Here is a 24,065-nt window from a genome sequence, read left to right on the forward strand (position 1 = left end):
GTTTAAGAGTACGTAAAATGATTTTTCATGATTTGATTTCATCAGTATTAAACGAGCGAGAACCATTCCACAATATATGGTTTGCTGGTGATTTTCATACACCACCTGAATTTAGCTATCAGGTTAATTTTCCTCGGTTAGAATTAGTCTTGTCTGGTGAATATATTAATGAAATGGAAAGTCATGACCGTAAAGTGACACATATTGTCGCGAAAACCGGTGATGCGATATTTATTCCGCCTAACTGTTGGAATAAACCTGACTGGGATACAGATTGCTCGGTATTAAGTATTCTGTTTGGTCGTCGCCAATTGGGTTTGAGTTTGGTTTCCAAGCGAAAAGGGGAGGCGAGCTTCTACGATATTCAAAAACACAGTATTCAGACGCGCTCTGGATTTGCCATTGATAATATCTTGGAGGCTCTGAGCTCATTGGCACGTGAGTGCAATAAGAAGCCAATGGATGAGCTGTTGCTACAAGCCTTGTTGCAATACGCTAAATCGATGTTAGATGCGCCTGTTGAGACGCAGGCGCACAGCCGAGTGCAAGATCTGTATCAGGGTATTTGTATCTATATCCAAGAGAACTTCCACCGCCCAATCACACGTGACAGTATTGCGTCGAGGTTCAGCATCTCTTCTAACCATTTGTCGCGTTTGTTCCGTCAGCAAGGTCACATGACGTTAGCCGATTACATTACGTGGGTACGGGTAGACCGCGCGAAGTTTATGCTCAAGAAATACAACTTTAAGTTGAATGAGGTATCGGTGCGCTGTGGATTCAAAGATGTGAACTACTTCTGCCGAGTCTTTAAGAACCGCACGGGCAGAACGCCGACGGAATATCGCGGTTCAATCTAAAGCAAGTAAAGATTAAGCGAGCAGCCTCGACATGGCGTACATCAGAAGCGCCTGCAAGTCGACGCTGCTTTTTGTTAGCAGTAAACGCTCCGCCATTTGGTCAGTGAGCAGGTTGCGGGTTAGGTTGGTGGCGGCGATGATTTGTTCTCGAGTGGGCTTAGCTGGCATCACCAGTGCTATGGCGAGATGAACTTCACCCATTTTGGACGCCCAATCCATTGGGATTTCGTTGGCGATAACCGCGATGGAAATGTGTTCTACACCTTCGAACATCACATGGGGCAGGGCAATACCCGGAGTTACGGCAGTTGAAGAGCGTTCTTCGCGTTTGATAAAGGCGAGAATCAGTTCGTCTGGGTGAATTGGATGAATAAGCTGAGCCAAGCCTTTCAAGCATTCGAACTTGGTGAGCTCAGTGTGTGCTTTGGCGTAATGCCATTGGATCTCACACGGCGGACAAATTTGCGGAAGTCGCCCGGCAAGTTGGCTTGAGAACTCGTAATTGATGTGGGAACCCACAACAGTGAAGTTTTCGGCGATGATGTCTTTGATAACGAAACAGGCAAGCTCGGCGTCAATACCGATGGCAGTGATTTGGCACAGGTCGCCTTGTTGTAAGCCGACCTGTAAAACCGCGACTGACTTGGTAAGTTCAGCGATGCGGTTTTGGGTTATGTTGATGATGTGTAAGGTGCTTTTGAACTTTTTGGCGACGCGATTGAGGGGCTGTGCGATATGAGCACTAGCATTAATATCATCGACAAAAAAGGTAATCTGGTATTCGTTCATCTGCAAAGAGTATCATCGACAGTGTACAAGGAACACCTTATCAACATTAAGTAGCACGTCTTCAATTGGGATTTGGATTTTGTTAGTGCCTTCAAAGCGAGCTGGCTGTTCAATCTCGATATCGGACACAATTAAGACTCGATCTGCTTGTGCAATGTCATGGGGAGTGAGCTGATTCTCAATACCCATCGCACCTTGCGTCTCGACCTTAATTTGTACGTTATGCTTAGGCGCAGCTTTCATAAGAGCATCTGCTGCCATATAGGTATGAGCGATGCCTGTAGGGCACGCTGTCACCGCTACGATTTTCATGTTCTATCCACTTTATATTTTTGTGGATATTAGCATAGTGGTCGTCGAAAAGATGGATTTAAAGCAGATAATCACAAGAGCTCTATCACAGTTTAAATCTCATGTTACATTAATCCAGTTAATGCACTTTTTGTCCTGTATTGAAAAGGACGAGTGTTGGTTACTCTGTACGCAGTCATAGATGGACAAATTTAACTCATGACTCACGAGCGTGAACATTGCAAGGTACAAACAATGGACATATTAAACCTTATTGAGCCGGAAACCATTTGCTTGGATTTGCAGGCTCAAACCAAAGATGAAGCGCTCAAAGAGCTCGTCGAATTGTTGGACGCGGCGGGCAAGCTCACTAGCAAAAGTCAGTTCTTGGCGGACATTTGGAAACGAGAAGAGATTGGCAATACCGGCTTTGACGAGGGTATTGCCATTCCTCACGCCAAAAGTAATGCGGTCGCTAAACCCGCAGTGGCAGTGGGCATCAGCCGAAAAGGTATTGATTACGGCGCTGATGATGGCGAACTGTCTGACGTATTTTTCATGCTGGCTTCTCCGGATGGGGATGATCACCACCACATTGAAGTCTTGGCACAAATCTCCACAAAAATCATTGAAGATGGTTTCGTTAATAAGTTAAAAGCAGCGGAGTCAGTGGATGAAGCTCGCGAGCTACTCACTGATATTCAATCGAATGCGAATGACTCAGGGTTAGACCCTTTGGAGTTTGCGCCTGAGCCTCTTAGTCCTTGGGCGCAAAAGCTGAGTAGAATGAAAGAGCACTTGCTGTTCGGTACTTCTCACATGATCCCGTTTATTGTCGCGGGCGGCGTGTTGCTGTCTCTTTCTGTGATGATTTCAGGCCATGGCGGCGTTCCAAAAGAAGGTATTTTGGCAGATATTGCTGAGATGGGTATCGCAGGTTTGACGCTGTTTACCGCGGTGTTAGGCGGTTACATTGCCTATTCGATTGCGGATAAGCCAGGGCTTGCTCCGGGCATGATTGGCTCATGGATTGCGGTTAGTCACTACAACACCGGCTTCTTGGGAGCAATTGTGGTCGGATTTTTCGCCGGCTTTGTGGTTTGGTTGCTGAAGAAGATTCAATTGCCGGACAGCATGAGTTCGCTCGGCTCGATCTTTATCTACCCACTGGTTGGAACGTTTGTCACCTGTGGTGCAGTGATGTGGGTGATTGGCTCACCGATCGCCAGCGCAATGACGACAATGAACGATGTACTTACAGGTATGGCGGGCTCAGGTAAAGTGATGTTGGGCACCGTACTGGGCGCAATGACCGCGTTTGATATGGGCGGTCCTATCAACAAAGTGGCGACCTTGTTTGCTCAGACACAGGTGAATACTCAGCCGTGGTTGATGGGTGGTGTCGGTATTGCGATCTGTACTCCGCCACTGGGTATGGCGTTAGCGACTTTCCTATCGCCAAGTAAGTTTAAACGTGATGAGCGTGAGGCGGGTAAAGCGGCGGGCATCATGGGTATGATTGGCATCAGCGAAGGGGCGATTCCGTTTGCTGCTGGTGACCCAGCTCGCGTCCTACCTGCGATAGTTGCTGGTGGCATTGTCGGTAACGTGATTGGTTTTATGTTCCATGTCATTAACCATGCTCCGTGGGGCGGCTGGATCGTACTGCCTGTTGTAGATGGCAAGGTTGGCTACATTGTCGGCACAATCGCAGGCTCGTTTACCACAGCATTGATTGTTATTGCGCTTAAGAAGACGGTCACAGAAGACGACAGTCCGGTTGGTCAATCTCAAGCTTACACGTCTGTGCAAGGCGAGGGCGAAGCAGACATTCTTGCTGTGACGTCTTGTCCATCAGGTGTGGCGCATACCTTCTTGGCCGCGAAGTCATTAGAAAAAGCAGCCTGTGCGTTAGGCATTAAGATCAAGGTCGAAACACAAGGGGCGAACGGCATCATTAACCGAATCACTGACAAAGATATCGCCAAGGCGAGGTTTGTTATCTTCGCTCACGATGTCGCCATTAAAGAGCCGGAGCGATTTAGAAAAATGAAGGTGCTGGATGTCAGCACTAAAGACGCGATGCTCAATGCCGCAGCACTGTTGCAAGCGAAAAGAATCCCTTAAGTACATAGCCCCCAATTAAGGCTATCTGCTAGTTAGCTCCATCATTTTTGATGGAGCTTTTTTTATCCCTGCGAAAAGTGCCGCTATGTTTTTGGTTGGACTGGTTGAGGTGACGGGTGCAATTTTGATGTTAATTGGCTTGTTATCGACGAACAACTTGTTAAGTGCGATAGGTGCAAGTTTTATTGTTTTCACCTCCGTTGGTGCGATGTTTTTCCATTTTCGTTTTGATACTTGGAAAGATGCGATTCCGTCTATTGTGACGCTTTTATTATCACTTTTGGTGACTTCGCCTTTGATTGAGTTTGTTGCGCTTATTTAAGATGAAATTATTGCAAGTAATGTTCTGAAATCTTTAGTAACATGTTTCAAATAGTAACTGTTTCAAATAGTAATAGTTTCAAAACGTCACGTATTTCGAATTCAAGGAGGCTTGCAATGGAAAAACTAAGAGTAGCATTTATTGGTCTGGGTGTGATGGGATACCCAATGGCTGGTTACCTAAGTAAAGCGGGCTTTGAAACCAAAGTATACAACCGCACAAAAGCGAAAGCCGACAAATGGGCTGAAGAATACCAAGGTGTGGCTTGTGAAACACCACGTGAAGCCGCAGAAGGCTGTGATATCGTTTTTACCTGTGTGGGTAATGATGATGACGTTCGTAGCGTTGTTTACGGTGAAGAAGGCATTCTGGTTGGCTTGAAAGCGGATGCAGTGTTAGTGGACCACACGACGACTTCTGCAGACCTAGCGGTTGAGTTGGCTGAAGCGTGTGTTAAGTACGGCAATCACTTCATTGATGCGCCAGTTTCTGGTGGTCAAGCGGGCGCAGAAAATGGTGTTCTAACCATCATGTGTGGTGGTGAACAAAGCATTTTTGATCGTGTCTCTCCAGCGATGGATGTGTACGCGAAGCAGATAACGCTACTGGGTGAAAACGGTCAGGGTCAACGCTGTAAGATGGTAAACCAAATCTGTATTGGTGGCGTTTTACAAGGTTTGAGTGAAGCTTTGCTGCTGGCACAAAAATCAGGCTTGGACATCGCTCAAGTTGTAGAAACGTTGAAGCATGGCGCTGCAGGTTCGTGGCAGATGGAAAACCGCGCAAATACGATGGCGGAAGATAAGTTCGATTTTGGCTTCGCTATTGATTGGATGCGCAAAGACTTGGGCTTCTGTCTGCAAGAAGCAGAGCGAGTGGGTCTAGAGCTTCCACTGACTAAGAAAGTGGATGAGCAATACGCAGACCTTCAACGTGATGGTTTAGGTCGCATGGATACATCAGTACTGATCAAAGCGGTAGCTAAAAATCAGTAGTTGATGAATCAGTAATAGATAAACAGTTCTTTGGTATCAAAGAGCTTAAAGAAATCTAAGTTGATCATAATGAATCTCCTTGAGTATTAATTGTGAATAGTGATTTGAAATCAGGAGGTGCTTTAGAGCACCTCCTTTTTTTATGTCTTTTAATCACACAGTGAGGCGATTACAGCGTTCGCTTACTTGTTTAAGCCTAGTGCAATCTCAAGACCTTTGCCGTACGCTTCGTCTGCTTGGTATGCGTGTTGAACGTGGCGTTGTTGGATGAACTCTGGCACACCGTCCATTGCGCGAGCTGTGTTGTCGAACAGAGTTTGACGTTGCTCTTCGCTCATCAGACGGAATAGGTCACCCGCTTGGCTGAAGTAGTCTTCGTCTACACGGTGATCGTAGTGATCAGCGTTGCCGTTGATGCGTAGAGGTGGCTCAGAGTAATCTGGTTGCTCCGCCCATTCTTGTTTGTAGTTTGGCTCGTAACCTAGTGTTGAACCAAAGTTGCCATCAACGCGCATTGCGCCATCGCGGTGGTAGCTGTGAACAGGGCAACGAGGTGCGTTCACTGGGATTTGATGATGGTTCACACCTAGACGGTAACGCTGAGCATCGCCGTAAGCGAACAAACGACCTTGTAGCATCTTATCTGGAGAGAAGCCGATACCAGGTACTACTGCAGCTGGGTTGAACGCTGATTGCTCAACTTCTGCGTAGAAGTTTTCTGGGTTACGGTTCAGTTCAAACTCACCAACTGGGATCAGTGGGTAGTCTTTTTGAGACCATACACGTGTTAGGTCGAATGGGTTGAAGTTGACTTCATCCGCTTCTAGCTCAGGCATGATCTGTACGTACATCTTCCATTTAGGGAAGTCTTGACGCTCAATCGCTTCGTAAAGGTCACGGTGATGGCTTTCGCGGTCTTTACCTACGATCGCTTCTGCTTCTTGGTCAGTCAGGTTCTTGATGCCTTGTTGAGTTTTGAAGTGGAATTTCACCCAGTAACGCTCGTTTTCTGCGTTGATGAAGCTGAATGTGTGGCTACCAAAACCATGCATATGACGGTAAGAAGCTGGGATACCACGGTCACTCATTACGATAGTCACTTGGTGGAATGCTTCTGGTAGTGATGTCCAGAAATCCCAGTTGTTGGTAGAGCTACGCATGTTAGTGCGAGGGTCGCGTTTTACTGCGTGGTTTAGGTCTGGGAATTTTAATGGGTCACGTAGGAAGAATACTGGTGTGTTGTTACCAACCAAGTCCCAGTTACCTTCTTCGGTGTAGAATTTTAGTGCGAAACCACGGATGTCGCGTTCTGCGTCTGCTGCACCGCGCTCACCAGCTACGGTAGTGAAGCGAGCGAATAGTTCGGTTTTTTTACCGATATCAGAGAAGATCTTAGCGCGAGTGTATTTTGTGATGTCGTGCGTTACTGTGAACGTACCGTAAGCGCCAGAACCTTTTGCGTGCATACGACGCTCTGGGATCACTTCACGATCAAAGTGTGCTAGTTTTTCAAGGAACCAAACGTCTTGTAGTAGTTGAGGGCCACGAGGACCAGCAGTCATAACGTTTTGGTTATGGGCGACAGGGCAACCTGCTGCTGTAGTCAGTTTTTTGCTCATTTGAGTTTCCTTGCAATATAGTGATTATTTAGCGACTTTTCGGCAACTGCTCGAAAGTTATGCGAGGAGAATAGCGCTGCAACTGAGAATAAAAAAACTGTTATTAGCAATCAGTGTGATAGGTGTCACCTATGCTTTAAGTGGTTGTTAATTAATGGCTTTGTGTCAATTAACATTATTTGTCGTATGGATTAAATATTACTTCTAACTGTGGTCTGTGTGAATAATTTCTGCCTATTTTAAATTGTTCAAAATAGGCAGAAATTCTCAATGGTTTGAGAAGGCCTCAACTCGATTAACCGAATTTCACCTCAAGTTCTTCTGCTTTAGTAAACGCGGGATGCGTAGCGAGCTGTGCGCCATAACGTTGGATGTTAGGGAAACGCTCAATAACCCCAAACTTGTTCAGGACATCGACGACAAACGACATCATGAAATCAGCACCGGTTAGGCGTTCTTCAACAAAGTAGCTTTTCCCCTCTAAGCTTTGATCAACGTAACCCATGACTTTCATGGTTTCCGCATCGGCGTAGTCCGCTAGGAAATTCGTTTGCGCGCCATCTTTAGCGACAAACATTTTGAGAAGCAATGGAACCATGGCTGAGCTCTCTGCAAAATGCAGCCATTGAATGTACTGCGTGTAAGCTTTGCTGCCACGCTCTGGTGCAAAACGCCCATCTGCATACTTTTCAATTAAGTATTCAGTGATAGCACCAGACTCTGTAACGATCTCGTCGCCATCTTCCAATACAGGTGACTTGCCGAGTGGATGAATGCTCTTGAGCTCAGGTGGTGCAAGGAAGGTGACGCTGTCACGAAGGTAAGGCACGATCTCGTAGCCCACTCCCAATTCTTCTAACAACCAAATAATGCGTTTTGAGCGAGACTGGTTTAAATGATGCAGTTTAATCATGGAAGAATCCTTTCTTATACAGGTTGATTAGTTTGAATAACAAGCTTGCCGAAGTTTTTACCTTCCAGTAGACCGATGAATGCCTCTGGCGCGTTTTCTAAACCTTCTACTAGATGTTCGCGATAGTGGATTTTTCCTTCTGCTAGCCATTGGCTTACATCTTTGACGAAGCTTGTGTAGCTTTGCTCGTAGTGGTCAAAAATGATGAAGCCTTGCATCTTGATGCGTTTAACCAGAATGTTACCCATCATCATCGACATACGATCTGGACCTTCTGGTAACGCTGTCGCGTTGTATTGAGAAATCAAACCACAAAGTGGCACGCGAGCGCCGACATTTAGCAGAGGTAATACCGCGTCAAAGACTTTACCGCCTACGTTTTCAAAGTAGACATCGATACCTTTGTCGCATGTTGCTGCTAGCTGCTCTGCAAAGTCATCTGCGGTGTGATCAAGACATTCATCAAAGCCTAGGGTCTCTTCTGCGTACTGACACTTCTCTGCGCCGCCTGCGACACCGATTACACGGCAACCTTTTAGCTTACCGATTTGACCAACCATAGAACCAACCGCACCAGTTGCAGCTGCGACAACTAGGGTATCGCCAGCTTTAGGCTGACCAATTTCCAATAAACCCACATAAGCGGTAAAGCCAGGCATACCAAGCACACCAAGGGCATAAGACGGATGCGTCGGTTCACTGCCTAATTTAAACAGACCTTCGCCGTCTGATAGCGCGTAATCTTGCCAGCCTGTGTAAGCTACCACCCATTCGCCAGTTTGGAAGTCAGAGTTCTTTGATTCCACCACCTGACAAACGGTTCCGCCAACCATCACCTCGTTTAGCTCTACCGGATCAGCGTAGGATTTGCCTTCATTCATACGGCCGCGCATATATGGGTCAAGAGAGAGATACACGCTGCGCAAAAGCACTTCACCTTCGTTCGGAGTAGGGATGGCAGTTTGTTCTAAACGGAAGTTCTCTAGGACAGGCGAACCTTTTGGACGGTTAGCCAATACGATTTGACGGTTGAGCGTTTGGGTCATGGTAAGTTCCTATATTAATTATTAGACCAGTCGTCTAGTTTTGGTTCCTAAAAAATCCGCCGTACTTTTTGGGTAAAGATAAGGCGGATTAAGTGTGGTTCGTTATTTGCCTTTTAGCATACTTTGAGTGCTCTCAAAGCTACGCATTAAACCGGAACGATCCTGATACAGTTTGTTGAGTAAGCTTGCGCCAATCCATTGATGGTAAATCAAGTGGGCCGTCTGCTCTGCTGACTCCACTTGTATAGAGCCGTCTTCAATGCCGGCTTGGACACAATCTTCGATGGCTTTCACCACTTGAGTGGCACCCGAAGCCAGTTTTGCGCGCATCGCTTCTGAAAGATCAGAGACTTCAGCGCTCAACTTCACCACTAAGCATTTGTTGGCGTTACATTGGCCATTTTCAATCGCCATCCAGCGTTCGAAATAGCTCAAAAGGCGGTCGCAACCAGAACCTTCACTTTCGGTAAAGTGGGCTGTGATCATCTTAAGGTAGCGAGAGAAGTAATCTTCAATCAATGCCTCACCAAATTGCTCTTTCGACTTAAAGTAATGGTAGAAAGAGCCTTTCGGCACATCCGCTGCCTTCAACAGTTCAGAGAGTCCAACACTGGTAAAACCCTTGGTCACTACCAATTGGTAGCCGACATCGAGTATGTGTTGGCGTGTATCGTTCGTTTTTGCGTTCATGAGCAATACTATAAAAGCGATTAGACCAGTCGTCTAGTAAATTGTGGTTCTTACTTGATCAGTTCGTATTCAATCACATACAGCTCATCGATGTTCGGGTAGATCTCACGGATAAGCTCTTTCAGTTTTGGCAGTTCAATCGCTTCTTGTTCTGCGTGGAACTCGTTGATGTCATCAAACTTCAGTGGTGCCACTGATAGGATTTTGATGTTACACACCTTACGGTCAGTTTCTAGGGTGAACACTTCCACTTCGGTGTTTGGCACGTAGTGGCTTTCTGATTCATCACGAATCGTGATCGTCTTTTTACCCGCAGTGATAAGTGGTGTTAGGAATTCAAAGAAGGTGATTTTAGTTGGATGTGAAGACATAACCGATGCTCATATTAATCGAATAGGGCAAGAGTATATCACGCCCGTGTGAAACAGGCGCGTTTACGTCATTTAGAGTGCAGAGTTTGTCGATAAACTTATTGATTAGAAAAGATTTTTATAAACTTGGCAAAAAAATAGCCTGAGATAATACCAATCCAATTTGTACTTAAATCTTCAAAGCTAAAAGAGCGAGAGGGGATAAACAGTTGGCTAAACTCCTCAAGAGAAACGATACACAACAAAACAATCAACAGGCGGATACCAAACATGTCTGCTTTCGTTGCTTTCACCCATTTAGGAAAATTAAATACAGCAAGAAAGCCGATTAAAAGACTAAAGGTGAAATGTAACGTACTCGAACCGCCAACATAGTTCTCCATGCTTTGATACACACTATGGTCGATATCGGAACTCTTCCAAAGTGATAAAGAGACAGTAAGCAGAAGTACTAAGATAAAGCTGTATCGAGCAATGGTATTGGTCATATTCACCCCACGGGAAAGAAGCCTAAGTAACGTTTCACAAAATACAATGCTGCAAGGTTTTGAATAGCTAAGCCAATGGCGATCGCCCAAGCCGCACCAAGCACACCGTGTGACTGAGAGAGCACTATCAGCAGCGCAATAGAAATGACACCGGAGACAATAGTGATGTATTTCATTGTTTTCTCATGACCACTCATCAGCAATAGAAAGCCAACCGAACCAGTGGCAACATTAATCAGTTGCCCTAATGACAAAGCAATAAGCAGTGGTGCGGCAGCAATAAACTCTTTGCCAAATAACTGCATAACAAACTCTGGGAACAGTACGCAAATAATCACGGGGATAGTTGCAGCAGCGATGTTGGCTCTGCAGGCGAGGCGGCTGAGGTTTCGCAGGCGATCCATTTTTCCTTCTTTATAGAGAGAAGCAAACATTGGAGCAACGACAAAGTTAATTGTGATGAGGACAAAACCGATCAGCAAAGAGGTACGCTGTGCAGCAGCAAGAAGCCCAAGCTCAGAGGTAGAAATAAAAAAGCCTGCGATCACTAAGCTTCCCCATTGGACTAAATTGGTGAAGATACTTCCAATCCAGACTTGTTTAGCTGAATAGCTAAGTTCACGGTTTACCGCGGTTTTCCCATGCTGATATTGACCTGAACGAACCCACTGAAGCGTCGACAATAACGCAATAAGCGCTGCTGCGATTAATAGAAGTGCCATCAAAGTATCGGTCGTTATCGGCAATGTTTGCTTGGCTGCAACAATCAAGACCACCATCAGAAAGCTAACACCGAATTGCAGAGCGACAAGAGAAGCAATGACTTTCCTGCTGGCTTGTAACACGCGACTGTTGGTTTGACCGATAACAAGGAGAGGAATAGCCGCAAGAGCCACGACAAGCGAGAAGGAGGTCACTTGAGCGGTATTGAGTTGTTGTGGAAAAGAGATAAATGCGAGGTAAATTAAAGCACAGGCTGCAATGCTAAATAAGAGGCTACGAACTAAGGCGATGCGATAGTTGTTACTTTGCTCCGTTCTGTCTTGGTTTTTAAATGCAATGGCATTGAACTTCACCAGTGAGATATTGAAACCAAGCTGTGCAATAACGGCGATAAGGGAGACAAGGTTGAACAGATAAAAGAATTGTCCAGCTGTCGCTGCATCAGAATACCTTGAGACTACAAGCGTCAACAAAAAAGCGAAGAAGGCTGCAAGTGCTTTAACGATCCCTGTAGCAGCGCCAAGTGAGAAGAATTGCTTCTTTTCACTTGGTAGGTTTTGGATTTTTTGGTTGATGGATTGAAGCATGGAACCCTCTAGCTATAAATACTGTTGAGTGCTAGACGTTGTTTTTCTTCACTAAACGCATCATTGAGCCCAATTGTGTATCGATAAAAGTCAATGTCGTGGTAGTGATTGATACAATGGCTCATCTGTTTGGCCATTTCTTCTGGAGTTGCCGCTAAGAAAGGATAGTTAAGATCCTTCGTGGCACCGATAGAGCGAATAACCATAGGTAAGTGCAACTTTGCGGCTTCCAAAATAGTGAGAGGCATGCCTTCCCAGGCGGCAGTGTGAAGATACAAACCCGCGTCTTTGAGTAGATTCACGACGTCATCGCGAGGAATCATTCCGGTTACCGTAATCCCCTGTGTGCGAAGCTTATTTTCAAGCTCTGCCTCACCACCGCCAATCCAAGTAATGTCAAATTTTCGCGCCAGCTGTGAAGGGGCAATATGATTCAATGTATCCAGTAAAAACTGAGGATCCTTTTGTGGCGCCACGCGGCCAAGTACCACAAGTTTTAGTGTGGTTTGTTGCGAGCTTTGTGGACGCTCTTCACTATCATATGTCACGTAATTGTTTAATAAATCAGCACGTTTAGCGCCGATGCTGATGGCTAAATCACACTCACGTTGGCTGCAACCTGCCACCACATCAATTCTGCTGATGGCCACTTTTTCTAATGTTTTGTAGACCTGTTTAGCAAAACCGGAAATGTCTTCCCGTTCAAAAGCGTAACAATGAGGCGTATAAACTAAACGCGCTCCACCGAGCTTTAAAAAGCGACCTAAAAAGCCCGCTTTACTTGAGTGTAAATGAACAATATCTGGTTTGAGCTCAGCGATAAATGCGTTGGCGTCTTTCATAAATTGCAGCAGATTGCCCTCAACCCATTTTGCATGGCTAAAAACATGATTGCTCGATTCATTGGTCATATCGTTTGAGCGCGCGCGTGCGAGCAGTGAATGTTCATAAGGTTCTGAACGTGATGAATGGACGTAGCTGTAAAGTGCCGTTTGAACGCCTCCACCGAAGGCTTCAGTAATATGTAGTACTTTTTTCATCACGACTTCGTCCCTGGTGTTTGTTTCCACTTGTCTTTAAATGCCTCGCGTTCCTGTTCTGAGTAAACATGGCGATAGAGGGGCAGGTCGTACATGTAGAAAAGCTTCGAGAAGTCGTAGTGTTCTTTAAAGTACTGATGGATGTTGGAATACCACTTGTTCTTTGCTTCATTACTGTTTTTAAGAACGAAGTCATCAAGCTGAAGAAACTCACCAATCTCTTGATCGAGTGAGCTAAGTTGTTCGCATTTAATTAGGATAACGCTGGCTTGTTCGTTATTGAACGTATAGAAAGGCTGAGTATTATCAACCTCTTGCCTAAGAACATCGATGCCAAAGTTACGCTTAAGTTCATTATCGAACCAGTTAGCGAAGTAATTCAGGTTTATATAGTTATCGAAGCAGTGCTCTAGATGTTTGTAGGTCACATCCATATCACGATGAATAGCATCATTTTTCTTCCCTTCAATAAATTGAAGGTGTAAGTCTTGGAAGAAACGAGAAAACACGGTCGCGATAGGGTCTCGGACTAGTGTGACGATCTTAATATGCTCACGCTTTTGAAGAATGCGCTTACGCTTATTGAGCACTAGGCGATACATGGTGCGGCTCTTAAAATCAAAGAATTTACTCACGTCCTTTTTGTTGTGATACATGTGGAACTCTTCATGATCATCAAAGGTATGGATGTGATAGCTCGGGATCTTTCTTTCGCCAAGAGTGTGTTCAATAGATGACGAGCCCACTTTGCCCATTTGATACACCAAAACAAAATTGTCTGCTTGAAGTTCTCGGTTTTTTTCAAATTGTCGAGAGATTGAATATTTCATTTATCCTATCCTTGATAACTTTAATGTCGTTATTCCGCAGCGTTATTAATTGTGAGTTATTGGCGGAATCGGTAACTCAGATTGATGGTTGTTATGATCAGCTTGTTTTTGATGTTCTGTCTGACGACTATGATGCCGTTTTTTACTGATCATGACGGGTAGTAAAAGTATTAAAATGATGGTGGTATTCACGGCGACGAAAAACACCATGATTAGTGCATAAATGGAGAGTAAGAGGCTTTTTTTATTGTCTATCAATGTATTGAAGCAAAATTTCATAAATAGAAAGTAGCCGCCAAACAACAAAGCAATACCAAGTAATCCATATTCGATCGAGGTGTCGAGTATGAAGTTATGGGTATAGATGGCTAACTCATCATAATTGAAATAGTTGATCATATAGTTGGGTAACATCTTAGCGCCAACACCCAAAACTGGATGCTCAAGCAAGATATCGAGACCATTTGCTAGCAGCAATTTACGGTGTAAATTGGAGACCCAACGCGCTTCACTTTGATTAGCGAAAATAATGTCTTCTTGGGTGATTTCCAGCTTATCGGCAAGCTGATCAAAGCCCACGTACAAGGTGGTCGATACGGTTGCTAATACGATCAACCCACCAACAAGCAGCACTGTCCATGTGTAAGTTTCGCTGAGTGTTTGTTGTATAAGGCGCCTTAGAAACAAAGTATCGATAAAGACCAACAAACAAAAGCCAAGCAATGCCTTTCTTTCTTGGGATAAAAGAAGAAGTACGAACGCAAATAGCATCAAGACAGGAAATGCACGAATACGGTCACGGTAGAGGTAGAGTAGGGAACAGAGCACACCAAACGCATATTTGCTCACGCCGAGTAGCTTGAATCCACTTTGATAGCCTTGCGCAAAGTGCCAGGCGGCGACAAGACTACATATCACCAGCAAACAATAAGTAAGATAAACCATCACGCGTTCATCGTCGAAGGCTCCATAGGCATACAGCAGGCCGAGTAAACCGATTATTGCTACCCACTGGACGGTTTCAGTCACTAACGGTACGAGCGGAACACGATTCAGCATGCCATTGATGAACACATAGCTAGTAAACAGCAGCAAGAAACCAATACAAGGGTGGAACAGCTTATGAGTTTTTCCTTCAAGAATAACCAAGGCGACAAAACCCAGTGAAAGTAAGCTCGCGATATCTGACGGTGCGAGAGCAATACCACCAAGGCCTATCTTTACCGGAACAAAAAATAGCGCGAGAGTAATCGCCGCAAACAGCGGTACATGGTTACTTGCTGGTGCAGAGCTGTTGGTAGAGTCCATAGTACCCGTCTCGGAATTTATCGATGGTGTATAACTTGGCACGATTAACTGCGTATTTACTGGCGCTATCGTAGAGGTCAACGGCATTGCATAGTCGAGAGATTTTGTCTGCTAGTTGCTCTGATTCACCGACCGTGAACAAATATTCATGGCTGCCCATAACTTCATCTAACCCCGGCACATCTGAAGAGAGCACAGGTAAGCCTGCCGCCATCGCTTCTACAGCCGCAAGGCCAAAACCTTCAACATGGGATGATTGAACGTACACGTCCATGCCAGACAAAAAAGCGGGAATATCGGACACCACACCGTGGAAATGAATACGATCGGCAATATTGAGGCTCTGAGTGAGAGATTCGAGTTCACCGCGTTTCGCTCCGTCTCCAGCTAAGTGGAGATGATAATTGGTAGGAAGAAGGGCAATCGAGTGGATTAACGTCTCATGATCTTTATGTTCATGAAGTCGCCCGACCATTCCGATATTGATGGCTGATTTCTCCCTTAAGAGGCTTCCAGACTTAGCCACAAGAGGGAAGCGAGCAAGATCGACACCATTATGGACAACACGATATTTATGCTCAAAACGAGGCATGAACTTTACCAGTTCTTCTTGGACTTTTTCACTGATGCTGACCGTCAGATCGTGCCCACGATAAAGTAGGTATTCCATAAATTTAAATAACGGGTAGTCACGACGGCGGTTGTATGAACAGTGCTCGGTTTGAATGCGCTTTTTACCAACGGCAAGCAATGCCAGATAGATAGATGGGTACAAGTGCCCATGCACGAGATCTGGCCAGCGTAGTAAAGACCATTTCTCTTTAATCGTCAGGGCCTGCCAATTAAAGCACTCGATGCCATGAGAAGTGAGCTGTGCCAAATAATCGTTGTCATCGCAAAGTACGAGGACTTTGATTTCATACTCTGGTGAGTGTTCCATCACTAAGTCGACGAGAAACTTCTGTGCGCCACCGTTTTTTGATAGATCATTGATAATATGCAGTATTTTCTTCTTCATGACTCAGTCGCTAGATACTTTTGTTTGAACTTTTCGATTTCAGGCTCAGCAAAGAAATGCTTGGTCAGCTTTGATGACAGCATCTCTTCGACAAACTCAGGCTTTGGCTGGTATGAATGTTTAAACTCTTTGATCAGAGGGGAATACCACTTGTTGTCGGCTTGGTTGTCGTGAACAACAGCCACCTCTTGTTGTAGAAATTCACTAATGGCTTGTTGTGATTGGTCGAGTTTGTCGATACGAATAACCATGAGTGAAAAGTTGTGGTTTTGGTATGTTTGGTGACCCACTGCTTGATCAAAGGGCTGAGCAAAAACATCAATGCCTGTCAGTGCTTTGATTTCATTATCAAACCACTCTAATGGGTATTGATGGTTCACATGTTCTTCAAACGCTTCATGGAGCAATTGAGGGCGCTCTGAACGTACCGCGCTGTCGTCTTTTAGATACTTATCCGCCATCCAAAATGGCAGTGACTGAAAGAACATAGAGATGTTTCTACCAACGGGCTCGCGCACTAAAGAGATAATACGAACCTGTTGCTTACGTTTAAGCATGTGACACATGATGGTTCGTTTGAGTACGCGTTTTATCTGATTCGTAACGGGTTTGTGCAGTTGAGCACGAACGGGGGAAATCTGTTTACTCGCTTGTATCGACATCAGGTCATGTAAGTGAATCGAATTCGGAATGGATTTTTCCAATGCACTCGATCCCACTTTCCCCATTTGGTAGATGAGGACGGGGCGCTCTTGGCTCTTGAGTAACTGATACCACTGCATGCTTTGATTAGTAGGCGTATTTTTGGACATAAAGTGTTTCTCCTTCCTTAGATTTCGCCTGAGTGATAAGCACGCCAAGAGATGGTATTGAATGTTGAATTTGCTTGGATAACGCTACGTTAACCAGTGAAGCTTTAGTTGACTCGGAGCGAATAACAGTAATCAACCCATTGGCTTTTTGACCAAGAATAAGAGCATCACTCACTGAAAGCAGAGGAGGGGTGTCAATGATGATTCGGTCATACTTACTCTTCAGGTACTCAAGGAGTTTTTCAAAACGGTCAGATGCCAATAGTTCCTGTGGATTTGGTGGAATAATACCGGCAGGCAACACATCTAAGTTCGCCTCTTCATTTCTAATGATGCATTCGCTCAAAGGCGTATCCATCGTAAGTATGTTGGTTAAACCTGGGCTTGATTCTGGAAGATTAAAGCGTTTTGCTAGTGAGGGTCTTCGCAGGTCGCAGTCAATCAGCAGTACCTTTTCCATGGTTGAGAACGAGACAGCCATATTAATACTGGTTGATGTCTTTCCTTCCTCAGGAATGGCAGAAGTAAATGGCAAGATTTTCTGCTTAGAGTTCGTTAGTCTCAGCAATAACGAGGTTCGGACGGAGCGGCACGCTTCGCTGAACAGCTTTTCGTCTTGGTCCAAATAAGCTGAGTAGGTAACGCCTTTTTGGCGAAGAGCACGTTTTTTCACCTTCGGAATCGTACCTAAGCAGGTGACTCCGAGCTTGTCTTGGACATCAGAAGAGGTACGAATGACCTCGCGCAGTGTCTCAAGGATGATCACAAGGGCACAAGCGATAGCAAAGCCAAAGAAAGTAGCTATCAGCACGAGTTTCATTCGCTGAGGTGCGATTGGGAACAGCGGCACGATCGCAGGGTCAGTAAATCGAGCGGTGACATTCTTATAATCGCTGGTGGCATTGGTTTCTTTTTCGCGATTCAAGAACGCTTCGTAGAGATCCTTGTTCGATTCAACTTCACGCTTAAGTTGTTCGTATCGCGCCTTTTGCGATCCTAGCATTTGGAAATCAGATTTTTTGTTATTCAGTTCAGCACGAAGCATGTCTTCTTGCGCTTTTGCTGCGAGTAAGTCCTGCTGTTTACTGGACGAAATTTCTCGAATCAATTGTTCAGTTCGTTCTTGTATGGAAGCCAACTGCGCCTTGGCTTGAATCATACGATCATGTTTAGGGCCGTAGCGTTGAGACAGCTCCGAGACATTTTTAGCGGCTTGGGCTTCCGACATCTTCAAATCACGAATTTGAGCTTGGTTTGCAAACTCATCAATCGATAGCAAGCTGTCGATGTTTTGTGTCGATTTACGCTTGAGCAGTTGAATTAATGTTTGTGCTTCAATGCGATTGTTTACTGCGGCATTGAGTTTACGGTTTAGTTCTTCAAGCTCATTGGCATAGATGTCATCGATACCATTGATATCGATTAAGCCTTCTTGCATTAAGAAATCTTGTAGTGCTTGTTCTGATGCTCTTAAGCGCTCTTCTAGTTTTTGCGAGTTATTGGTGAGCCATGTAGCTGCATTTTGTGTTACAACCAACTTCGCTTCAAAGTTGGCATCGATATACGCTTGGCCTACTGCGTTCGCGATGGTGGTCGCCAGTTGTGGATCGGTAGAGCGAAAACGAATTTTTACCAACTGTGTATTCCGAACAGGTTCAATATCCAGCTTTCTCTTGAATGTTTGAAGTGCTTGATAATACGGCTTGGTATGTTGTGAGGTTTCTTTTGGATTCGGTGCGACATGCAATAAATCTTGAACGAAAGGAATCGCTTTAATTTCATCGATTTTTTGCTTAATACCGCTTGAGCTAGTGAACTCTGGATGGTTAACCAGATTCAATTTGGTGATCACTTTATCTGCGATATGGTTTGACTTAAGAATCGCGATTTGAGTTTGAAAGTACTCTTTTTTCGTGGTGTCGACACCGTAAACTTCCTCAATCGAAAGTGCACTTTTTTGCTCTTCTTGGATGAGAAGGGTGGCAGTGGCTTGGTAGACTGATTTTTTCGAGTAGATATACCAAGTACACGTAAGTGAGAAGATGATGGTGAATGCTAAGATACTCAGCCAGTTCTTCTTAAGGGTTCTAAAATGATGCCCAAAACGAATCAGTGGGACTTGATTCGTAGGGGCTTGAGTAGAATGAGTTCCGTTCATTGAATTGCCTGTCATTAGAAGAAGCTCTGATCGATAAATACAATGTCGCCAGGTTCTACAGAGCGTTGCATACTGACGCTTTCAACCGTATTACCTGTTGCGTGTTGAGTAAGATTAATGCTCTTGCGGGACGCTCGATCCGTTAAGCCTCCTGCTAGTGCGATGGCTTTTTCAATCGTCAATCCCGGCTGGTATTCGAATCCACCAGGCTTTCGGACTTCACCATTTACGTAGAAAAGGCGGAAGCTATTGATTGCCACCATTACTTTAGGATTGATTAGGTAGTCACCTTTCAGTCCGGTTTCAATCTCATACTTGAGCTGTTTTGGGGTCTTATTGATGGCTTTAATTCGCCCTAAGTAGGGGTAATCAAAATAGCCGTCTGAAGTGATCAGGATGTTCTTTATGGAAAGATCTTCCTCACCGTAGACTTGAACCGAGATGGTATCACCAGTATCGAGTAAGTAATCTTGCTCATTGGCACTGGCAAAAGAAGGTGTGCTAAGAAGCACAAGTACTAAGCTAAATAACGTTGCTAGTAAGTTCATTCACATTCCTTATTACAAAGAGAATCGAGCACTAAGAGACCAGATGTTTTGCTCGAAGCTGTAGCCTTGCCAATTAGAATCTTTATCCTGATAGCGCCAATCCGCTTGCAATAAGACCCAACGCTTTATTTGGTAATCAAGACCTGCAGATAGCGCGTATCGGTCTTCCTTACGTGTAATACCCGTGTAGTCATCTTGTTGATATAGGGCCCCTAAGCGTGTTGCTAAGTAGCTATTCCAGTCGTGTTTAAGATCGATGAGGTAGCGAGTTTGTAAATCGTAATCACCATCTTGATCGGGACTGACGGCTGCTTGGGTGGTCTTGAGTGTGATGAGCGATTGCTCTTGAGGTTGCCACTCCAAGCCTATGTCCCAACTGAATCCATTAAAGGTTTCACGTTGATGGCTATCGAAGTCTTTGACTTGATAACCCAAGCGGGCGATACCTTTGGTTTTCCCTGTGACTTCCCACTGTGCGCCGGTGTAATAGAAGCCGGAGTAACTGTCTTTTGATGGCACTACAGGGTTGTCTGAAAGGTAATCGGTGCTCATTTGTTGAGTACCAACCAACCAGTATGTTCTAGGTGTCGCTCGAAGATAAAACTCTATGTGGGCGCTTGGTGCACGAAAGTCGTTGTATTTGGTCTTTGCATCAGGCTTGCCAGGCAGTCCATCACGATAGTTTTGGTATGTCTTGTCACGGTATCCAATACCAAACTCCAACCTACCTTTTGAGCCTTCAGAACCGAACACATAGTTTGTTCTCAAGTCATTGCGATGAAACTCAACAGGACTGTTGAGCAAGCTACCTTGGCCTTCGGTGAAGTCTTCACCTTTCTCTTCATGTTGAGCTCGGAACTGATAGTCGATAACCAGTCGATTCCGGTGATTGAATTCGAAAAAGTTGGTAAATTGAAAAGTATGGTCGTCGTAATCATTTTGGTCATCCGAAGAGAATCCAGCACTTAATTTATAAAGCACATTTGCTCGGTATTGATTACGTTCAATTTTAGCCAACAGGGCAGGCTCTATCCCCCAAATGTTGACCGATTCAATGTTCTCTCCACGATCGGCTTTGTTGATGTTGTCATCACCTTCGTAGAACACGCCTAAGGTAGGGATGAATTCAATCCCAGAATCCGTTTTATACGCCATAGGCTCAGCCAGAACACTCGCTGAGCTCATAGCAATTGCGACGGTTATTGGGATAACTTTCATTGTGATGGACTCAGTACACATTTGAACCAGTAAATCCTTTAAAAATCGTTAAAAAGATAATCTTGATGTCCATCCAAACTGACCAGTGATGGATGTAATCCAAGTCGAACTCAACGCGCTTTTCCATCTTGTCGAGCGTGTCAGTTTCACCTCGGTAACCATTGATTTGCGCCCACCCTGTGATGCCTGGTTTTACTTTGTGACGAAGCATGTAGCGGTCGACGATCTGGCGATATTCTTCGTTATGTGACACGGCGTGAGGGCGAGGACCAACGATAGACATGGTGCCTTGAAGAACATTGATAAATTGAGGCAGTTCATCAAGGGAAGTGCGACGCAGAAACCCGCCGAATGGTGTAATACGAGGGTCATTCTTTGTGGCTTGTTTTACGTCGTTACCTTGTTCCATGGTGGTCATTGAACGAAATTTCCACACTTCGATTTTTCTGCCGTCCAAGCCGTAACGATACTGCTTAAAAATAACTGGACCTTTGGAGGTCAGTTTGATTCCGAGGGAAATAGCCAGAAGTACAGGTGAAATCAGAAGTAAAATAATGCTCGATAATACGATGTCTTCTAAGCGTTTTACCCAAGAGGAAATACCAGCAAAAGGTGTGTCAAATACACTCAATGTTTGAACCTGACCTATTTGATCCCAACGTGAATGCAGCAGGTTATAAGTAAAGAAATCCGGTATCAGATAAGTGTTCGCCGTCGTGTCTGAGAATTGATTAAGAAACAAAGCGATTCTTTCGTTAGCATGCATCGGCATAGCGATGTACACGTAATCGACTTCGCCACGCTTCGCTCTTTCTAATGCGAGTCCGACGTTGCCTTTAATTGGATAGTCAGACTCGGGCAAACGGTCTTGAGAACGTTCGTCGTAAAAGCCGTCAAATAACACACCATGTTCAGTGTGGCTTTCTAGTTCGTTAGCTAAAGTCAGCCCATGTGGTGTCTGGCCAATAATAATTGCAGTTCGCGTGTTGTAGCCTAGCTTTCGCATGTAAGCCAAAGCGATTCGAAATACTGAGCGCCATGCAAGCAGAAGGATAGGGGTGACTAATAGCCAAGTAGCTAGAATGTAGCGTTCAAATAAGGTGTGGACGTGGGAAAAGTACAACACCATAAATAGGAATGCACAGGTTACAAGCCATGAGACACAAACGATGAATACTTGGTCTTTGAATGAGCTGGTTCGCCATGAGCGATAGAGCTTTCCGCTTTCGGCAATGATGAAAAACGTCACACTGCTGACGAAAGACAAGATAACGTAATCCTTCTCTATCGATGTGTTGACATCATTCAGGATTAAAAAAAGCATGAATGAGACGATAACAGCAAGATCAGTAAGGCGGTAAAGAAATGCAAACTCCACCTCGTGAGAACGAATAAGTCCTTTATGTTTCATATCCTAATTTCCTTTACGGTACGCTACCGTTCTTCAGCGACCGAAATCGATGGTTTAACTTAGTGTTTGAATAGACAGAGAAGTAATCAGTTGCTTAGCTTCCGACGTTGTAGACTTATGCTCTTATTTTTTTCGAGATAAGTTTAAAAATTTGCTCTGTTTGGGTAAGTGGAAATAAGAATGAAATTTAGACCTTTGGCTAATATTCGCTGTTTAGTAAGAAACTAATACTCTGCTCATAAGTTGCTAAGGAAAGTGCTAAGAGGCCGGAGGGGAGTAAATATTATGATTGACGTAGACCGAAGTCAGAATTCATGCAAATGTGTCACTCTTTACAGGAGTTTCCCCGGATAGGGGGACGCTCCTGTAAAGATTCACTCGCATTAGAGAATGGATTAGTTTTGCTCAAGCTGTTGTATGAAATCTTTCAAGGGCATTGGTTTCGCGAAGTAGTACCCTTGAAGGCAATCGATATTATGACTCCGTAAATACTCGGCTTGTTCAGCGGTTTCTACGCCTTCTGCGATTGTTTTCATACCTAAACGAGAGGCTAGGTCGAGGAGGTTTTCGACGATATGTGCAGAGACTGAATCATTACCGATCATTTGAACGAAGCTCTGGTCTATCTTGAGTATGTCGAAGCGGAACTGGCGTAAGTAGCTCAAACTCGAATGGCCTGTGCCAAAGTCATCTATGGCTAGGCTAACGTCATGTTCACTTAATGAGTGAAACAGAGCCCGTGCTTCGTCTGTGTCTCTGACAAGTTCTCGCTCGGTAAGCTCCAAGCACAGCTGAACCTTTTTCTCAGGGAACGATGATAAAAACTCTAGACTATCTTCTAAAAGCTCACTGTTTACGCAATGTTTCGCTGAGATATTAAAAGCGACAGAAAAATCTGGTGGTAAAGACTGTGAGAATGCTACAAGCTCATTAGAGACTTGATGCATAAGCGATTTCGTCATTGGGATAATGAGCCCTGAGTCTTCTGCTAGCGGTATAAAGAGGTCTGGTCTTATCAACCCTTCTTTAGGGCTTAGCCAACGAACCAACACTTCAAAGCCTACAAATTTGTTAGTTTTATCAACGTAAGGTTGAACGTAGGGAACGAACTCATTATTTGCGAGAGCCTGGCGCAATTTGTCTTCCATTGATGGCGTTTGGCCTGTTGCGACGAATATGAGCCAGCTCATCGAGAGAGCAAACAAAATAATGATAAAAATTGTTGAACGCTTATGAGACAGAAGGTAGTTCATATAGTCGTCATGAAACAGTGAGACTTGCAATCGATACGGATAATCCTTTGACTCTACCTGAATTGTGACAGGAAGAGGTTGGTCAGAAATTTGTCCAGCCTTGTTGATCCATTTTTCGCCCACTTGAAGATAGGTGTCTAGGTCTTTTAAAGTGAGAGATAAGATATTTTTTAGGTAGTAGCCACTGACTGATACACCAACACCAGTGTTGCCCGTTTCATTCTTGAATATAAGGGCTGGAGTATTCGGTTTATCAGGTAGGCTTGATACTAAGAATAACTTGTCACCAGAGAAGTGATAATTCGGGACGATATAGTCACGTTTCCCAACCAAAGAGCCACAAAATACGTGGTTGTCCTTTGCTAAGGCAATCATTTGTACATCAGGAATCGTAACAACCAAGTCTCTGAGGTAGGGTAATGCTTGTTCACACTCCATTTTGGTATAAGGCAGAGCTCTCTGACTCGCGAAATCTGCATTTTTAACCAATTTGTCCATGAGTGATTTGCCTACTTCAAGAGAGTTTCTTACCTCTCGATGAAGATTGGATTTGGATAATTGGTAAACACCGACGAATCCTATACTAATCAATAGAATGAGGACAATAAACGCAAGGAGTATTCTTTTAGTTCTAGATGCTATCAACAT

23 protein-coding genes are annotated in these 24,065 nt (G+C 44.6%); 4 read left to right on the forward strand and 19 right to left on the reverse strand.

The features are described 5' to 3' along the window. The first annotated feature begins 17 nt into the window (after positions 1-17). Positions 18-860 (forward strand): AraC family transcriptional regulator, encoded by an 843-nt coding sequence (locus GXP65_RS01700; RefSeq protein WP_085319247.1) that lies wholly within the window; start codon positions 18-20, stop codon positions 858-860. A gap of 12 nt (positions 861-872) precedes the next feature. On the opposite strand, the gene GXP65_RS01705 is transcribed toward GXP65_RS01700, so the two are convergent. Both GXP65_RS01705 and GXP65_RS01710 read right to left on the reverse strand, forming a co-directional pair. Continuing rightward, positions 873-1,649, reverse strand: a complete 777-nt coding sequence (locus GXP65_RS01705; RefSeq protein ID WP_038885481.1) for a PTS sugar transporter subunit IIA — start codon at positions 1,647-1,649, stop codon at positions 873-875. A 12-nt stretch (positions 1,650-1,661) separates the two neighbouring features. After that, positions 1,662-1,961 (reverse strand): PTS fructose transporter subunit IIB, encoded by a 300-nt coding sequence (locus GXP65_RS01710; RefSeq protein WP_005432059.1) that lies wholly within the window; start codon positions 1,959-1,961, stop codon positions 1,662-1,664. A 234-nt stretch (positions 1,962-2,195) separates the two neighbouring features. On the opposite strand from GXP65_RS01710, the gene GXP65_RS01715 reads away from it, so the two are divergent. From GXP65_RS01715 to GXP65_RS01725, 3 genes are all read left to right on the forward strand, one after another. Further along, a complete protein-coding gene (locus tag GXP65_RS01715; RefSeq protein WP_162091835.1) occupies positions 2,196-4,067 on the forward strand; it encodes a fructose-specific PTS transporter subunit EIIC in 1,872 nt (623 codons plus the stop codon). A 25-nt stretch (positions 4,068-4,092) separates the two neighbouring features. Beyond that, positions 4,093-4,389 (forward strand): DoxX family protein, encoded by a 297-nt coding sequence (locus GXP65_RS01720; RefSeq protein WP_162091935.1) that lies wholly within the window; start codon positions 4,093-4,095, stop codon positions 4,387-4,389. Positions 4,390-4,505: 116 nt separating this feature from the next. Beyond that, positions 4,506-5,384 (forward strand): NAD(P)-dependent oxidoreductase, encoded by an 879-nt coding sequence (locus GXP65_RS01725; RefSeq protein ID WP_162091836.1) that lies wholly within the window; start codon positions 4,506-4,508, stop codon positions 5,382-5,384. Between the two features lie 182 nt (positions 5,385-5,566). On the opposite strand, the gene GXP65_RS01730 is transcribed toward GXP65_RS01725, so the two are convergent. The 17 genes from GXP65_RS01730 to GXP65_RS01810 form a co-directional block, all read right to left on the reverse strand. After that, positions 5,567-7,003, reverse strand: a complete 1,437-nt coding sequence (locus GXP65_RS01730; RefSeq protein ID WP_009704876.1) for a catalase — start codon at positions 7,001-7,003, stop codon at positions 5,567-5,569. Between the two features lie 295 nt (positions 7,004-7,298). Continuing rightward, a complete protein-coding gene (locus GXP65_RS01735) occupies positions 7,299-7,916 on the reverse strand; it encodes a glutathione S-transferase family protein (protein ID WP_162091837.1) in 618 nt (205 codons plus the stop codon). A gap of 14 nt (positions 7,917-7,930) precedes the next feature. Then, a complete protein-coding gene (locus GXP65_RS01740) occupies positions 7,931-8,962 on the reverse strand; it encodes an NADP-dependent oxidoreductase (RefSeq protein ID WP_162091838.1) in 1,032 nt (343 codons plus the stop codon). 102 nt (positions 8,963-9,064) lie between these two features. Next, positions 9,065-9,652: a TetR/AcrR family transcriptional regulator gene (locus tag GXP65_RS01745; protein WP_079401860.1), complete on the reverse strand. Its 588-nt coding sequence runs from the start codon at positions 9,650-9,652 to the stop codon at positions 9,065-9,067. Positions 9,653-9,702: 50 nt separating this feature from the next. After that, positions 9,703-10,023, reverse strand: a complete 321-nt coding sequence (gene yqfB, locus GXP65_RS01750; RefSeq protein WP_045457329.1) for a N(4)-acetylcytidine aminohydrolase — start codon at positions 10,021-10,023, stop codon at positions 9,703-9,705. A gap of 98 nt (positions 10,024-10,121) precedes the next feature. Beyond that, entirely contained in the window at positions 10,122-10,511 is a 390-nt protein-coding gene (locus tag GXP65_RS01755; RefSeq protein ID WP_005432044.1) for a VanZ family protein, read from the reverse strand. 2 nt (positions 10,512-10,513) lie between these two features. Continuing rightward, positions 10,514-11,821 (reverse strand): oligosaccharide flippase family protein, encoded by a 1,308-nt coding sequence (locus tag GXP65_RS01760; RefSeq protein ID WP_162091839.1) that lies wholly within the window; start codon positions 11,819-11,821, stop codon positions 10,514-10,516. Positions 11,822-11,829: 8 nt separating this feature from the next. Beyond that, a complete protein-coding gene (locus GXP65_RS01765; RefSeq protein ID WP_162091840.1) occupies positions 11,830-12,861 on the reverse strand; it encodes a glycosyltransferase in 1,032 nt (343 codons plus the stop codon). Further along, the gene (locus GXP65_RS01770; RefSeq protein ID WP_162091841.1) at positions 12,861-13,691 is read right to left on the reverse strand and encodes a putative capsular polysaccharide synthesis family protein; all 831 of its coding nucleotides are present in this window, start codon (positions 13,689-13,691) and stop codon (positions 12,861-12,863) included. Before GXP65_RS01770 ends, GXP65_RS01765 begins: the two co-directional genes overlap by 1 nt. Positions 13,692-13,736: 45 nt before the next feature. After that, positions 13,737-14,999, reverse strand: a complete 1,263-nt coding sequence (locus tag GXP65_RS01775; protein ID WP_162091842.1) for an O-antigen ligase family protein — start codon at positions 14,997-14,999, stop codon at positions 13,737-13,739. Further along, on the reverse strand, positions 14,965-16,017 hold the full coding sequence (locus GXP65_RS01780; RefSeq protein WP_045370648.1) for a glycosyltransferase: 1,053 nt from the start codon (positions 16,015-16,017) through the stop codon (positions 14,965-14,967). Before GXP65_RS01780 ends, GXP65_RS01775 begins: the two co-directional genes overlap by 35 nt. Next, a complete protein-coding gene (locus tag GXP65_RS01785) occupies positions 16,014-16,829 on the reverse strand; it encodes a putative capsular polysaccharide synthesis family protein (RefSeq protein ID WP_045457308.1) in 816 nt (271 codons plus the stop codon). The genes GXP65_RS01780 and GXP65_RS01785 overlap by 4 nt, the downstream gene beginning before the upstream one ends. Next, entirely contained in the window at positions 16,807-19,002 is a 2,196-nt protein-coding gene (locus GXP65_RS01790) for a polysaccharide biosynthesis tyrosine autokinase (protein WP_162091843.1), read from the reverse strand. The genes GXP65_RS01785 and GXP65_RS01790 overlap by 23 nt, the downstream gene beginning before the upstream one ends. Then, positions 19,002-19,535, reverse strand: coding sequence for a polysaccharide biosynthesis/export family protein (locus GXP65_RS01795; protein WP_005432020.1), 534 nt, complete (start codon positions 19,533-19,535; stop codon positions 19,002-19,004). The genes GXP65_RS01790 and GXP65_RS01795 overlap by 1 nt, the downstream gene beginning before the upstream one ends. Before the next feature lie 12 nt (positions 19,536-19,547). Continuing rightward, positions 19,548-20,753, reverse strand: a complete 1,206-nt coding sequence (locus tag GXP65_RS01800; protein WP_240334931.1) for an outer membrane beta-barrel protein — start codon at positions 20,751-20,753, stop codon at positions 19,548-19,550. Between the two features lie 10 nt (positions 20,754-20,763). After that, positions 20,764-22,164 (reverse strand): undecaprenyl-phosphate glucose phosphotransferase, encoded by a 1,401-nt coding sequence (locus GXP65_RS01805; RefSeq protein ID WP_162091845.1) that lies wholly within the window; start codon positions 22,162-22,164, stop codon positions 20,764-20,766. A gap of 395 nt (positions 22,165-22,559) precedes the next feature. After that, positions 22,560-24,065 (reverse strand): EAL domain-containing protein, encoded by a 1,506-nt coding sequence (locus GXP65_RS01810; protein WP_162091936.1) that lies wholly within the window; start codon positions 24,063-24,065, stop codon positions 22,560-22,562.

It is taken from the genome of Vibrio sp. LB10LO1, from assembly GCF_010092875.1.
Lineage (GTDB): Bacteria > Pseudomonadota > Gammaproteobacteria > Enterobacterales > Vibrionaceae > Vibrio > Vibrio campbellii.

Excerpts from the sequence above, each read along its gene's own strand:
- GXP65_RS01700 (WP_085319247.1), top strand. The coding sequence starts at position 18 with ATGATTTTTCATGATTTGATTTCATCAGTATTAAACGAGCGAGAACCA.
- GXP65_RS01705 (WP_038885481.1), bottom strand. The coding sequence starts at position 1,649 with ATGAACGAATACCAGATTACCTTTTTTGTCGATGATATTAATGCTAGT.
- GXP65_RS01710 (WP_005432059.1), bottom strand. The coding sequence starts at position 1,961 with ATGAAAATCGTAGCGGTGACAGCGTGCCCTACAGGCATCGCTCATACC.
- GXP65_RS01715 (WP_162091835.1), top strand. The coding sequence starts at position 2,196 with ATGGACATATTAAACCTTATTGAGCCGGAAACCATTTGCTTGGATTTG.
- GXP65_RS01725 (WP_162091836.1), top strand. The coding sequence starts at position 4,506 with ATGGAAAAACTAAGAGTAGCATTTATTGGTCTGGGTGTGATGGGATAC.
- GXP65_RS01730 (WP_009704876.1), bottom strand. The coding sequence starts at position 7,003 with ATGAGCAAAAAACTGACTACAGCAGCAGGTTGCCCTGTCGCCCATAAC.
- GXP65_RS01735 (WP_162091837.1), bottom strand. The coding sequence starts at position 7,916 with ATGATTAAACTGCATCATTTAAACCAGTCTCGCTCAAAACGCATTATT.
- GXP65_RS01740 (WP_162091838.1), bottom strand. The coding sequence starts at position 8,962 with ATGACCCAAACGCTCAACCGTCAAATCGTATTGGCTAACCGTCCAAAA.
- GXP65_RS01745 (WP_079401860.1), bottom strand. The coding sequence starts at position 9,652 with ATGAACGCAAAAACGAACGATACACGCCAACACATACTCGATGTCGGC.
- yqfB (WP_045457329.1), bottom strand. The coding sequence starts at position 10,023 with ATGTCTTCACATCCAACTAAAATCACCTTCTTTGAATTCCTAACACCA.
- GXP65_RS01755 (WP_005432044.1), bottom strand. The coding sequence starts at position 10,511 with ATGACCAATACCATTGCTCGATACAGCTTTATCTTAGTACTTCTGCTT.
- GXP65_RS01760 (WP_162091839.1), bottom strand. The coding sequence starts at position 11,821 with ATGCTTCAATCCATCAACCAAAAAATCCAAAACCTACCAAGTGAAAAG.
- GXP65_RS01765 (WP_162091840.1), bottom strand. The coding sequence starts at position 12,861 with ATGAAAAAAGTACTACATATTACTGAAGCCTTCGGTGGAGGCGTTCAA.
- GXP65_RS01770 (WP_162091841.1), bottom strand. The coding sequence starts at position 13,691 with ATGAAATATTCAATCTCTCGACAATTTGAAAAAAACCGAGAACTTCAA.
- GXP65_RS01775 (WP_162091842.1), bottom strand. The coding sequence starts at position 14,999 with ATGGACTCTACCAACAGCTCTGCACCAGCAAGTAACCATGTACCGCTG.
- GXP65_RS01780 (WP_045370648.1), bottom strand. The coding sequence starts at position 16,017 with ATGAAGAAGAAAATACTGCATATTATCAATGATCTATCAAAAAACGGT.
- GXP65_RS01785 (WP_045457308.1), bottom strand. The coding sequence starts at position 16,829 with ATGTCCAAAAATACGCCTACTAATCAAAGCATGCAGTGGTATCAGTTA.
- GXP65_RS01790 (WP_162091843.1), bottom strand. The coding sequence starts at position 19,002 with ATGACAGGCAATTCAATGAACGGAACTCATTCTACTCAAGCCCCTACG.
- GXP65_RS01795 (WP_005432020.1), bottom strand. The coding sequence starts at position 19,535 with ATGAACTTACTAGCAACGTTATTTAGCTTAGTACTTGTGCTTCTTAGC.
- GXP65_RS01800 (WP_240334931.1), bottom strand. The coding sequence starts at position 20,753 with ATGAAAGTTATCCCAATAACCGTCGCAATTGCTATGAGCTCAGCGAGT.
- GXP65_RS01805 (WP_162091845.1), bottom strand. The coding sequence starts at position 22,164 with ATGAAACATAAAGGACTTATTCGTTCTCACGAGGTGGAGTTTGCATTT.
- GXP65_RS01810 (WP_162091936.1), bottom strand. The coding sequence starts at position 24,065 with ATGTTGATAGCATCTAGAACTAAAAGAATACTCCTTGCGTTTATTGTC.